We start from the raw sequence: 12760 nt of genomic DNA on the forward strand, positions 1-12760 counted from the left end.
GCCCGAAGCAATCTCCTGCTGTAGCGGGATGGATGGCTGAGCGGGATCGGGTCGTGCGCGCGGGGGATTGCTTCGCCTCGTGCGGGCAGAGCACCGCTCTGCCCCTGCGTTCGGCTCGCAATGACAGTGGGGGAGCGGGGGTGCCGTCCTACCCCAACCCTCCCCCAGCGGAGGCGGGAGCAGGCAGTGCCCTCTCCCCCAGCGGGGGAGGGGGCCGGGGGGTGGGGGCACGACCAGCGCCCGCGCGCCCGTCTGTCATTGCGAGGGCGCGCAGCGCCCGAAGCAATCTCCTGCTGTAGCGGGATGGATGGCTGAGCGGGATCGGGTCGTGCGCGCGGGGGATTGCTTCGCCGCATAACGGGCGCCGGTGCAAACAGGTACAAACGTCGTTCACAGACGGTCAAGGGTTTCTCTGGTACGGGAAGGCCGGAGCGGCGGCTGGCGATGATCTGGCCGGCCCGTCGCTCCACGAGGGAGTGCTATGAATCAGCTAGGCTTTCCGCTCCTCTCGCTCATCCTCTGGCTGCCGGCAGCCGGGGCGTTGGCGTTGTTGTTCGTGCCGCGCGCCAATGCCGAGTTGGCCCGCCGGATATCGCTGGCGACGATGGTGGCCGGTTTTCTCCTTTCGCTGCTGTTGCCGCTGCGCTTCGAGACCAATCCGATGCAGATCGCGATGGTGGGCGCGCCGCCGGTCATGCAGTTTGTCGAAGAGTTGCCGTGGTTGCCGATCGTTGGCGCAACCTATAGTTTAGGGGTTGATGGCATCAGTCTCTGGCTAGTGATGCTGACCACCTTTCTCGGCCCGATTGTGGTGCTGTCAACGTGGGATTCGGTGCATAAGGATGTGCGGAACTTCCAGATTCTGCTGCTCATTTTGCAGACAGCGATGCTTGGCGTCTTTCTAGCGCAGGATTTGCTGCTGTTTTACCTCTTCTGGGAGTTTACGCTCATTCCGATGACCTTTTTGATCGGGATTTGGGGGAGCCAGAACCGGATCTACGCTGCGCGCAAGTTCTTTCTCTACACGTTTGCCGGTTCGGTGCTGATGTTGCTGGCGTTGATTGCGCTGCACCTGCTCCATCGCGACGCTATTGCCGCCGTCGAACCCGGTTTTCGCGGTACGTTCAGTTTCAGCCGCTTTGTCAGCGATCTGCGGGCAGGCCGCTTTACGCTCGATACGACCACCGAACGGCTCCTCTTCGGCGCGTTTTTCCTCGCCTTTGCGGTGAAGGTGCCGCTCTGGCCATTCCATACGTGGTTGCCCGATGCGCACGTCGAAGCTCCCACGGCTGGTTCGGTGGTGCTGGCCGGTGTATTGCTCAAATTGGGCGGCTACGGCATCATTCGCTATAATCTTACCCTCTTTCCGGCGGCGTCACAGTGGGCCGCGCCGGCCTTGGCCGTACTGGCGGTCATCGGCATTATCTATGGTGCGGCGGTGGCGTTTGCCCAGTCGGATATGAAAAAGCTGGTGGCCTACTCGTCGGTTAGTCACATGGGATTTGTCGTGCTCGGCATCTTTGCCCTCAACGCGGAAGGGATCAGCGGCGCGGTGTTGCAGATGGTCAATCACGGCCTCAGCACCAGCGCCCTCTTCTTGATGGTCGGGGTGCTCTACGAGCGGCGCCACACCCGCGAACTGGCCGAGTATGGCGGCTTGTGGAAGGTGATGCCGGTGTTTGCCGCCTTCAGCCTGCTGGTGGCGCTCTCATCGGCGGGCTTGCCGGGCCTGAATGGCTTTGTAGGTGAGTTTACCATCATCGCCGGCGCGTTCCGCTCCCCCTTGCTCGGCTGGGTCTATGTCGCGATTGCGGTTGGTGGGGTGGTATTGGCGGCGGCGTACCTGCTCAAACTCTTCCGGGCCGTCTTTATGGGTGAGGTCTCGCAGCCGGCCAATGCCAATTTGCCCGATCTCAACCGGCGCGAACTCACAACGTTCGCTTTGTTGAGCATTCCAATTGTGGTAATTGGCATCTATCCCGCCCTCTTCTTTGCCGGAATGCAGCATAGTGTCGCGGCGCTGGTCGCCGAATTGATGGCGCAGGTGGCGGGCGGATAGCGATCGGCGGTGTCTAGCGCAATGGATAGCAATGGCAGGTGGTTGGGGCGAAGCGCACGAGGGCGGCAAGCGGCTCTAGCAAACAACGTTGCTAGGTTCGCCAAAGCTGATTGTGGGCGGCAATGCGCTACCTGATCCAACCCGCCCTCGACAGAGCATGACGTGAGAACGGACGTGAAATGATAGTAACCCATACACACATGGCTCAAATGGCGCATCTGGCTGGCGCCCAAAGTGATGTGGCGGAAACAAACGGTATCGCCGGCGCAGGCGAGGAGGAGATCAGATGGATTCATTGACGATCCCGCCGGTGGATCTGACGTTAATGGCGCCCCTCTTAGTGGTGGTCACGTGGGCGACCGTCTTGCTGTTAGTTGACGTGTTCTTCATTCCCGATGGTCGCAAGAAACTGACCGGCTATCTTGCGATCGGCGGGTTGGTAGTGGCTGGCTTGGTTGGTCTGCCGCTCTGGGAAGTGACCGGTACCACCTTTGGCGGCATGTTGCGGCTCGATCCGTTTGCGCTCACGCTGACGTGGGTCTTTTTGCTGGTCGGCATCCTCAGCATTGCGATGTCGCTGGAGTATTTACCGAGCCAAGGGATCGAGCAAGGCGAGTTCTACCCGCTGATCATGTTTGCCGTCAGCGGCATGATCTTGCTGGCCCAAGGCACCGATCTGATCGTGCTGTTCCTTGGGATCGAGACGCTTTCGATTACGCTCTACATTTTGACCGGCTTTGCTTACCCGCGCCTGACCTCGGAAGAGGCGGCGATGAAATATCTGGTGCTGGGCGCGTTCGCAGCCGGCTTCTTTGTCTATGGGATCGCGCTGATCTTTGGCGCGACCGGTTCGACCCGGCTGGCCGAGATCGGCGCGTATGTGGCCAACCGCGGCTTGGGCGACCTCAATCTCACGTTGTTGCTCGGCGGCGCGGCGATGGTATTGATCGCCTTTGCCTTCAAAGTGGCGCTGGCTCCCTTCCACATGTGGACACCCGATGTCTACGAGGGTTCACCGACGCCGGTGGCCGCGTTTATGAGCGTCGGCACTAAGGGGGGCGCGCTGGCGGCGCTGGTGCGGCTGCTCTTCGAGGGCTTGCCGACCCTGACCGAGTACTGGTTGCCGGTGCTGGCCGGCCTCACCGCGCTGACCATGGTGGTCGGCAATTTGGGTGCTGTGGCGCAGACAAACGTCAAGCGCATGCTGGCCTATTCGAGCATCGGCCATGCCGGCTACGTGATGCTGGGAGTGATGGTCGCCGGCGAGCAGCGCGGGCCAGAAGCATTTATCTTCTATCTACTGGTGTATGCGTTGAGCAATCTGGGGGCGTTCGCGGTGTTAATCGCGCTCGAGCACCAAGGTGAGAATGCGTGGCGGCTCGACGATTTTGCCGGTCTCTACCAGCGCCAGCCAATGCTCGCGGTAGCGATGGCAATCTTTATGTTCTCGCTGGCCGGTGTGCCGCCGACCGCCGGTTTTATGGCCAAGTTCTACGCGCTTACCGCAGCGTGGGAGGGAGGCCTGCCGTGGTTGGCGTTAGTGGGGGTGCTGACCAGCGCCGTGGCCGCCTTCTTCTACCTGCGCGTCATCATCCGCATGTTTATGACCGAGCCGGAAGGCGAGCCGGCCCCTGCGCTCAATCGCGGTCTTACCGTTGACATTGTGGTGGCGGCGGTCGGCACGATTGCGATTGGCCTCATTCCAGCGCCAGTGTTCGCCTTGGTGGAACGCTCGCTGGTAGCGTTGGGCGGGTCGTAACGACCCGCCCCTGCCCAGCAATTATCCCTTGCCTAAGAGGAAATTGATCGTGTCGACTAATACATGTGCCTCGACCGGCTCCGGCACGATCGCGATCGTCCAATCGCTGGCGTAGGGCACTGATTGCAACTCGTTCATCGGCAATGCGCTCGCAATCACAATTGGGATGTTCGCCGTCGCCTCATCAGCGCGGAGGCGCTCGATCACCTGTTCTTCAGGCGAAGCCAGCGCCGGCATCGCCACGATAAACAGGGCTGGCAGCTCTGCCGGTAGCGTATCGGGGGTATATACCGTGACGCGGAAATCAAGGTTCGCGAGCAGCGCCGCTAACCGTTGCCCCGTTGCGCCATCGGTTGAGACAATTGCAATCTCTACCATGCTCTCCTCCGCATTGCAGTGCGCATGTTGCCCCATTGTAGCACACTGCCGTTCGATCCGCTACTCTTCGCTGCTGCCGGGCACAATCGCGTTGAAGCCGGCATCGACATAATGAATCTCGCCGGTAACGCCGGCAGACAGTGGCGAGCAAAGGTAGAGCGCGGCATTGCCGACGTCCTCGATCGTCACGTTGCGGCGGAGCGGCGCGTATTCGGCGAAATGCTTGTGCAAGCTGCGGAAGTTCGAGATGCCGCTCGCAGCGAGGGTGCGGATCGGGCCGGCGCTGATGGCATTGACGCGAATCCCGCGCGGGCCGAGGCCGGCAGCGAGATAGCGCACACTGGCTTCGAGCGCAGCCTTCGCGACTCCCATCACGTTGTAGCTGCCGATCACCTGCCGCGCGCCGTGGTAGCTGAGCGTCAGCACAGTCGCGTTGGGTGCAAAGATCGGTTCGGCGGCCTTGACCAGCGCGATCAGCGAATAGGCGCTAATCTCAAGCGCAATGCGGAAGCCTTCGCGGGTCGTATTGAGGATCGTGCCGCTCAATTCCTCTTTGTTGGCGAACGCGATCGCATGCACGAGAAAATCGATCTGGCCAAACGTCTCGCGGGCGCGTTCCATCAGCGCGGCGATGTCTTCATCTTTCGACACATCGCACGGCTCGATCAAGGGCGCATTGAGGCTCTCGGCCAACGGGCGCACGCGCCGCTCCAGCGCCTCGCCAAGGTAAGTAAAGCCAATCGTCGCTCCTTCGCGATGCAGGGCCTGCGCGATGCCCCACGCGATCGAGCGGTCGTTGGCCACACCGAGAATCAGGCCCTTCTTGCCTTCCATCAGGCCCATAGGTTGTTCCTCCATCGTATCGCAGCTTGCAATCTGGGCAAACGTTGTTTCGCCTCACTAGCGCGCCATCTTACCATACTTTGGCGCAAAAGTTTTGGTGCGTATGATCGCCATCTCTTGTTCGTGCCGGTATGCAACATGTGGTAGGATGAACCTATTGCGGCGTATTGTCTGTAATACGTCCACTACGTGGTTTTGGAGAGGAGTCTATTCGTGAGGCTAGCTTGGTTTATGCGTCGCGCTGCGTGGCTGGTCTTGGCCGCGAGCCTTTTGCTAACCGCTTGCGGTGGGCCGTCGGGGCCAACGGTGGCCGGTTCACCAACAACGACCAGCGCGCCGCCGGCGCCAACCGCTGCAACTGCTTCAGCGCCTGAAGGGGTGATTGCGCGGGTTGGCGACGGGTTTATCTTGCGGCGAGATTTTGATCGGTTTTATTTGCCGGGGGCTGATCCCAAAACGTTGCTTGATCAGATGATCGATGTTGAATTAGTCGTGCAGGCCGCTCTGCAAGAGGGCGCTACCGTCGATGAGACCAAAATCGACGAGCAAGTGACCCAGTTGCGGCTGGCGCAGGCCGGTGGCGATGAGGCGCAGTTTGTGGCATTCCTGCAAAGCAATAACATCGCCGATGAGGCGGAATTGCGCCGGTTGTTGCGGCGTGATGCGCTGATCGAGCAGATGTTGCTCAAGCATACCACCGCCGAGCAGGTGCGCGCGCGCCATATTTTAGTGTCGGCCACACCTGAAGAAGCTGAGAGCCGCAAAGCTGCCGCTGAAGCGATTCTGGCCGAATTGCAGAATGGCGGCGATTTCGCAGCGCTGGCCCGCACGCGCTCGGATGATCCGGGGTCAGCGGCCCAAGGCGGCGATCTGGGTTGGGCGCCACGCGGTATGTATGTCGCGCCGTTTGAAGAGGCGGTGTTTAGCATGAAGCCGGGTGAGCTGCGCTTGGTTCAGACCGATTACGGCTGGCACATTATCGAAGTGACCGGCGGGCCGGAGGTGCGTTCGTTTGATGACCGGATGCTGCTTGATACACCTGCCGGCCAAGAGGCGTTCAGTACCACCTTCTTGCCGTGGGTGGCCGAGTTGCGCAGCGCAGCCGAGTCAGCCGGCAAGATTGAGATCCTTGTTGACCTCTCGACGTTGACCCAACCGTGACCGGTAGTCGTAGGGACAGAGCGATGCTCTGTCCCACGATTACGGTTGGGTTAACATCATCGGTAGGGACAGCGCAACGCTCTGTCCCTACCGCGGGAACTAACGATCGATCACGTTCATCTTTAATAGTGAACGGGATGATTGCGTGCGTCCGGTTGGCGCTGCAACTCTCCAAGATGAGCATTCGCCTGCTTGCAGGAAGGACGTGATCACCATGTTGCACCGTCTCTGGCTGCTCTGCCTGCTCGTCCTTGCCGGGTGCGGCGCGGCGGCGCTGCCGCCAACGCCGGCGCCGTCTTCGCCGATACCTTCACCGACCGCTGCGCCGGCGACCGCAACGGTCACGTTGCCGACGGCGGTGCCAACCTTGACGCCAACCACGCTGCCAACGCCGGCGCCAGTTTCACCTACGCCATTGCCCCAACCGCAAGTTGTGGCGCCGGCCTATCCGGCTGAGATTTTCTTTTTGCGGAATGGGTCATTGGTGGCGCTCGATCCGGCGAGCGGGCGCGAGCGGGTGCTGGCTGCTGAGGTGCGCGATGTCGCTGTTGATGCTGCTGGCCGGCAGATTGCGATTGCCCATGGCCAGACGATCAGCGTGATCGATCGCCAGAGCGGTGAGGCGCGGGTGCTGGTGCGCGGTCGCGTGGCGTATGGTCTGAGTTGGACGCCTGACGGCTTGTCGCTCGCCTATGCCGCTGCCGCCGATCCGCCGGTCTTGCCGTTCGACTGGGAGCGCTGGAGCCGCTGGTGTGCGGCGGCAACCGTTGCGATCGTCGATCTGCCAGCGGCGACGGAACGCACCATCGGCCCCGGCTGTGATCCGGCATTCGCCTCTGATGGCCGCCGGTTAGCTTACACGACGCCGCCAACCGCGCAACCTGACTTCTTGCCCTTCTCCGGCCAAACCAACGCGATCCGGCTAGTGAATCGAGCCGGCGCTAATGCGTGGGATTTTGCCACTGCCGATGGCTCGGTCGAGGCGGGCTATCTCGTCTATGCGCCAGCATGGTCGCCCGATGCGCGCGAGGTAGCTTATCAACGCTTTCTCGGCTATCAGGCGCTGGTTGACATTAACCTAACTATGATCGCCGGCAGCAGCGAGGGCGGCGGCGTGCCGGCGCTGGCCGGCGCCGGTTGGCACCGTCCGCCTGCGTTTGCCCCCGATGGCCAGCGTTTGGCGCTGGTGGAGTATAACTTTAGCGATGCGCGCGGTTTTACCGGCTACGATATCTGGGGGCTGGCGTTGGTCGAGCTGCGCGGCGAGCGGCGCGAGGTGCTGCCGGGTGGCGATGTGACGCTGCGCGGCCAACTGGTGGCCCGCCTGCCCCGGGTGGCGGCGGCGGCATGGTCGCCTGACGGCAATGCGTTGGCGGCGCTGGTACCCTCTGGCTGGAACCCGGCGGCTGATCGCAATCAGCCGCTCTATGCCGAGGCGACTGCCGGCGAGGTATGGCAACTCTCGCCGCGCGGCGAACCGCAACGGCGGTTGACGACCATCGTTGATTACGCCAGCCCGCTGATCTGGGCGCCGGCTGGGTTGGCAATGGCCCAGATCGATACCGGTGCGATCATGGTTCCGGCGGAATGGGAACTACTGCCGGTCACGCAACCCGGCGAGCTGGCGGCGACCGGCAATGGCCGGCTGGTAGGCCGGCGCGCAGTGGCCGATCCGGCGGTGCTGAGCGAGGCGGGATGGCCGCAAGCGGTCGCTGATTGGGTTACGGTGGCCCAAGCTGAAGCGCCGTACCAGCTCCCTGACGGCAGCCGCCTGATCACCTTCACCGGCCAAGCGGCTAACGGCAACGCTATCGCTGGGGTCGCGCGGTTGGCGGACAACGTGGTGATCATCAGCTACGCGCCGCAAGCCGAATGGCCGCGCTATCGGGCCAGCGGGATTGCGCTGGCGCTCGCTGCCCGATAAAGGAACGAGCTTAGCGGAGAGACGTTGCCAGCGGCGTCTCTCCGATTCTTTGCTGCCATGACGTGTTATAATCTTGCGGTAATGGGTCAAGTTACGTTATGCGAGTGAGGCTACCAATGCAGAACCTGTGGCACGATCTGGAGCCCGGCCCAGACGTTCCGAATGTGATTCACGTCGTGGTGGAAATTCCGAAGGGATCGCGCAATAAGTACGAGTTTGACAAGCGGATCGGTGCGTTCCGCCTCGACCGGGTACTCTATTCGGCGGTGCAGTATCCCGGTGACTACGGCTTTATGCCGCAGACCTATTACGATGACGGCGACCCGCTCGATGTGCTGGTGATGACCAACCTGCCGACCTTCCCCGGCTGCATTGTCGAAGCGCGCCCGCTGGGCCTGTTCCGCATGCTCGATAAGGGCGAGCCGGATGATAAGGTGCTGGCAGTGTTGCAGTACGATCCCTTCTTCGCCGATTACCACAACTACACCGCCTTGCCGGCGCACTACTTGCGCGAAGTTGAGCACTTCTTTACCGTGTACAAAGATCTCGAAGGCTCACGGGTCGAGCCGGTCGGCTGGGAGTCGGCGGATGTCGCTCGCGAGCGGATTCAGTACTCGATCGATCGCTATTGGGACATGCGGGCCGGTCGTGTGCTCAAGCGTGCCTAATTTGGACATCCATGACTTCACGCCGTTCTTTGTCACATCGTACAGCCTATTCGGCTGGCGGTGTCATCTACCGGATCGTCGCCGCGCAGATCGAAGTGGCGCTGATTGCCACCGATCGCGGCGAACGCTGGGGGCTGCCTAAAGGGCATGTCAACCGCGGTGAGACCGCTGAGGCCGCCGCCGTGCGTGAAGTTGCCGAAGAGACCGGTTTGGAGGGCGTGGTTGAGCGGCATCTGGCGACGATCGAGTATTGGTTTCGGTCGGGCACGGGCCGGGTGCATAAATACGTCGATCTCTTTCTGCTACGCTACGAACGGGGTGAGGTGCGGCCACAAGCGGGAGAGGTTGATGATGCCCGTTGGTTTCCGCTTGATGAAGCGCTGCGCCGCGTCTCGTTCGAGCGCGAGCGCGATGTGCTTTTGCTAGCGCAGCAGGCATTGCAGCGCGCTGCCGATGAGCCAAAACCGTAAGCTGGATCAAACAGCAGAGGGTCGCAGCCACCAATAGCGCGATCCTCTGCGTCGTTTTTTCGCGCAAGGGACGCACGGGTTATGAGCTATACCATTGAAGTGCTGGTTGATGAGGGGATCGAGGTTGATGCGGCGTTGGTCGAACAGGCGGCGCGCACGGCGCTGGCCAACGAACACGCGCCTGCCGGGTGCGAGCTGGGCATTCGCATTACCACCGACGCCGAATTACACCGGCTCAACCGTGATTTTCGCGGGGTTGACGCGCCAACCGATGTCCTCTCCTTCGCCGATGATGGTGATCATGGGCCGTTTGTGGTGGCGCCCGATCAGCCGCGCTATCTCGGCGATATTGCGATCTCGTACCAGCGCGTGTTGGCGCAAGCGGCAGAATATGGTCACAGTCCGGCCCGCGAATTGGCCTATCTGACGGTGCATGGCGTGCTGCACCTGCTTGGCTACGACCACGAGCGCGGCCCTGACGACGAGGCCGCTATGCGTGCGCGCGAAGAGGTGGTGATGGCGGCGTTGGGATTGCCGCGGTAAACAGTGGCGGTAGGGGCATAGCGTAGGGGCATAGCGTCGCTATGCCCCTACGCTTGCCCCTACCGCCGGCGCCGGCCAAACACTTGATCGATCCCGTAATCGATCACCAAATAGATCCCGATCGCCAAGAGCAATAACCCCCACCACGGCATTTGCACCCAGATCACAATGTGCAGCCGCGACCAGATCAACCAAAAGACGAACACAATAACCAAGGTGCTAATTAGCGAACGGATTCGGCGCGGCATGGATTACTCCCAGTCGTCGTCTTCGGGGGGCAGCGGCGGCGGCGGCGGTGTTGCCGCACCGGCCACACGGATGTGTTCACAGATGGTTGCCCGATGGCCGAGCACCAGCACCCGGTGGCGGGCGGTGGCGCGCAAGACCGGTGCGGCATGAGCGCGGGCGCGGTCGAGCAGTTGCTGATCGGCGACGAGCGTTACCAGTCTCCCTCCCGGCTTGAGCACGCGGGCAATCTGGTACAACACATCGCGGTACAGCTCTTCGAGGTCTTCGCCTTCGCCGATCTGGGTGCCAAAGGGCAGATTCACCGCCACCTTAGTCACGCTTGCGTCAGGCAACGGCAACTTCGTCGCATTCCAGCGCCGCACTTCGATCTGGCCACGCACGCCGCGCAAATTGGCCTGCATCGCTGTCACCGCCGCCGGGCTAATGTCACCGCCGTACAGCGCGGTAAACGGCCCCGCTGCCGCTCGTTCGAGCAACAAAGTGCCAACACCAGCCATCGGGTCGAGGAAGATGTCATCCTCTGCCGGATGGGTCAACATAACCATCGCTGCCGCTAAGGCTGGGCGCAGCGAAGCCGGCAGGTGGGCAATCTTGCCGCGTAGGCGCAACGAGGCGTCAGAGAGCCGGATCGCGACGATCAGTTCTTGTTCGAGCAACGTTGCCCACACTTCCAGATCGGCCTCTTCCTCGATGGGCTGCCAGCGTCCCGGCCAGCCATCGCGAATCGCATCGGCGACGGCGCGGCCAAACTCGCGACGCTGAAAGCTGTGCTTGCCGACGATGCGGGTCACGACGCGAAAGGTGCCGTTGCGTTTGCCGCCATTCAACCGCCGCCACACGTCGAGCGCCGGTTTCACTGCCTCTTCGTTGCGGGTGGCGGCATGGATTTGGCGCAGGCCGCGATCGTCGGGCGCGATTTTAAAGCCGCGAGCTGCAACGACGAAGACATCCTCAATCGTGCGCAACGCCAACAGCGGGCGCGGCGAACCTTGATGATCGAGCAAGATGAGGTCATTGCGCGCCGGTACGCCGCGGATGCCGACTTGGCGCGGCGCCGGTCGATCGGTGTCGGGCCGGATCGTTTGCTCGACTTCGCGCCACGTGAGCGCGGCAAGACCGGGCAGGGTTTGTAATAGGTACAGCATACTGGTTTGAACTTCTCATTCGATAAGCCGTCAACTCGCTCTCCATTGCCGGGCGAGCCAACGGGAAGGTATTGCGCGGTTACTGCTCGCGCATAGTGTCAATATAGCTGGTAATAATCTGATAGAGCGTCACCAGACTCGCGATATCGACCCATTCTTCCGCCGAATGCAACCCTTGCCCCACCGGGCCGAGGCAGATGGCGGGCACGCCGATATGCGAATAGTAGCGCGCATCGGTTGCGAAATGTTCGCGGTAGAAGCGCGGCGGCTGGCCGGTGTGGCGCTCGATCAGATCGGCGATCTGACCGACTTCGTGGTGTTCGGGGTCGGTGCGGAGTCCGGCGCTAGCCATCACGCTCACGAATTCCGCGGTTGGGAAGACTGCTTGCAAATCGGCCTGAATCGCCTCCGGCGTCGTATCGGCAGTCCAGCGAATATCAAACGTCACCAGCGCCTCAGCCGGCACCTGATTGCGCGAGCCGGCCCCCACCCGAATTTCAGTCGGCGTGACCGAGGTGCGCCAATCGTGCGGGCCGGTTGGTGGCGGATAGCGTTCGGTGATGGCGGTAATACCTTGGGTCAGGCGGTAGATCGGGTTATCGCCTTCCCATGGCCGCGAGCCATGGGCGGCGCGACCGGGAATGCGCAACTTGGCCCACATGCCACCCTTGTGCTCGAACAAGATGCCGAGATCAGTCGGTTCGAGACAGAGCATAAACGCACACCGCCAGCCTTCATCGCGCAGCCGTCCGGTGCCGTTGCGCCCGCCAATCTCTTCGTCAGTCACAAACTGAAAACCGACGTCAGGTGGGTGAGGGCGGGCGGCCAAATCGCGGATCAGCCGCATCATCACCGCCACGCTCCCCTTCATATCTTGGCTGCCGCGTCCATAGATCCGGCCATCGCGCACCTCCGGCGCGAACTGGTGCGGTTGGCCGACCACCACGTCCAAATGGCCGTTCAGCATCAGACGTGGCGCGCGGGTCGGTCGAAGCGTCACCACCAGCGCCGGTTTGTCTTCGGCGCTGCTTTGTTCGAGATAAATGCCCGGCACATCGGCCAGATAGGTAGCGACATAATCAATCGCCGCCTGCAACTGATCAGGCCGTCCGGCGATGGTCTCAAACCGGATCAGGTCGCACGTCAGGCGGGTGAGTTCTTCGGCCAGTTCGCTCATACACTCAATCCTGATGATGAGGAGCGCGCAGACACCATGTACCCAAGCGTTGGGGCGTCTGCGCGCTAGTGCGTCTTGGTACTTTCCCTAGTGTACCACAGACCTAGAGCAGTACGGCACTATTACGATGTTTTACTAGCAATAAATGTAGTCACTATAGTAGCTCCCTATTGCGCGGATGGCCCCCACCCCTTGCCCCTCCCCCGCTGGGGGAGGTGAGATGCGTCTCCCGCCCTCAGCAGGTGAAGGCTGGAGAGCGGGCAGTCCCCCCGCTCCCCCATTGTCATTGCGAGCCGCGCGTAGGGGTAGAGCACCGCTCTGCCCCTGCGCGGCGAAGCAATCCCCCACGAGCACGGGAGAAACCCGCTGAGGCATCGCTTGCGC

Annotated in this window: 12 protein-coding genes; 7 read left to right on the plus strand and 5 right to left on the minus strand. The window is 61.9% G+C overall.

The features are described from left to right. Nucleotides 1-481: 481 nt before the first annotated feature. Both A6A03_RS17890 and A6A03_RS17895 read left to right on the plus strand, forming a co-directional pair. Nucleotides 482-2059 (plus strand): complex I subunit 4 family protein, encoded by a 1578-nt coding sequence (locus A6A03_RS17890; protein ID WP_066791016.1) that lies wholly within the window; start codon nt 482-484, stop codon nt 2057-2059. A 286-nt stretch (nt 2060-2345) separates the two neighbouring features. Continuing rightward, nucleotides 2346-3818, plus strand: coding sequence for an NADH-quinone oxidoreductase subunit N (locus A6A03_RS17895; protein ID WP_066791018.1), 1473 nt, complete (start codon nt 2346-2348; stop codon nt 3816-3818). A 21-nt stretch (nt 3819-3839) separates the two neighbouring features. Here the strand turns inward: A6A03_RS17895 and A6A03_RS17900 are convergent, their stop codons facing one another. Both A6A03_RS17900 and A6A03_RS17905 read right to left on the minus strand, forming a co-directional pair. Beyond that, entirely contained in the window at nt 3840-4196 is a 357-nt protein-coding gene (locus A6A03_RS17900) for a hypothetical protein (RefSeq protein WP_066791019.1), read from the minus strand. A 60-nt stretch (nt 4197-4256) separates the two neighbouring features. After that, a complete protein-coding gene (locus tag A6A03_RS17905; RefSeq protein ID WP_281181304.1) occupies nt 4257-5054 on the minus strand; it encodes an enoyl-ACP reductase FabI in 798 nt (265 codons plus the stop codon). A 198-nt stretch (nt 5055-5252) separates the two neighbouring features. Between A6A03_RS17905 and A6A03_RS17910 the strand changes: the two genes are divergently transcribed. From A6A03_RS17910 to ybeY, 5 genes are all read left to right on the plus strand, one after another. After that, nucleotides 5253-6200 carry a foldase protein PrsA gene (locus tag A6A03_RS17910; RefSeq protein WP_066791021.1) on the plus strand — a complete coding sequence of 316 codons (948 nt, stop codon included), beginning with the start codon at nt 5253-5255 and terminating at the stop codon, nt 6198-6200. A 214-nt stretch (nt 6201-6414) separates the two neighbouring features. Further along, complete coding sequence (locus A6A03_RS17915) at nt 6415-8124, plus strand: hypothetical protein (protein WP_066791023.1); 1710 nt, start codon at nt 6415-6417, stop codon at nt 8122-8124. Between the two features lie 116 nt (nt 8125-8240). Next, on the plus strand, nt 8241-8792 hold the full coding sequence (locus A6A03_RS17920) for an inorganic diphosphatase (protein WP_012259161.1): 552 nt from the start codon (nt 8241-8243) through the stop codon (nt 8790-8792). An 11-nt stretch (nt 8793-8803) separates the two neighbouring features. Further along, a complete protein-coding gene (locus A6A03_RS17925; RefSeq protein WP_066791025.1) occupies nt 8804-9262 on the plus strand; it encodes an NUDIX hydrolase in 459 nt (152 codons plus the stop codon). A gap of 81 nt (nt 9263-9343) precedes the next feature. After that, nucleotides 9344-9805 carry an rRNA maturation RNase YbeY gene (ybeY, locus tag A6A03_RS17930; RefSeq protein ID WP_066791027.1) on the plus strand — a complete coding sequence of 154 codons (462 nt, stop codon included), beginning with the start codon at nt 9344-9346 and terminating at the stop codon, nt 9803-9805. Nucleotides 9806-9864: 59 nt separating this feature from the next. On the opposite strand, the gene A6A03_RS17935 is transcribed toward ybeY, so the two are convergent. From A6A03_RS17935 to A6A03_RS17945, 3 genes are all read right to left on the minus strand, one after another. After that, nucleotides 9865-10053 carry a hypothetical protein gene (locus A6A03_RS17935; RefSeq protein ID WP_066791029.1) on the minus strand — a complete coding sequence of 63 codons (189 nt, stop codon included), beginning with the start codon at nt 10051-10053 and terminating at the stop codon, nt 9865-9867. Nucleotides 10054-10056: 3 nt separating this feature from the next. After that, a complete protein-coding gene (locus tag A6A03_RS17940; RefSeq protein ID WP_066791031.1) occupies nt 10057-11199 on the minus strand; it encodes a THUMP domain-containing class I SAM-dependent methyltransferase in 1143 nt (380 codons plus the stop codon). Between the two features lie 79 nt (nt 11200-11278). Next, complete coding sequence (locus tag A6A03_RS17945; protein ID WP_066791033.1) at nt 11279-12376, minus strand: M20 family metallopeptidase; 1098 nt, start codon at nt 12374-12376, stop codon at nt 11279-11281. Nucleotides 12377-12760: the final 384 nt, after the last annotated feature.

It is taken from the genome of Chloroflexus islandicus (assembly GCF_001650695.1).
Taxonomy (GTDB): domain Bacteria; phylum Chloroflexota; class Chloroflexia; order Chloroflexales; family Chloroflexaceae; genus Chloroflexus; species Chloroflexus islandicus.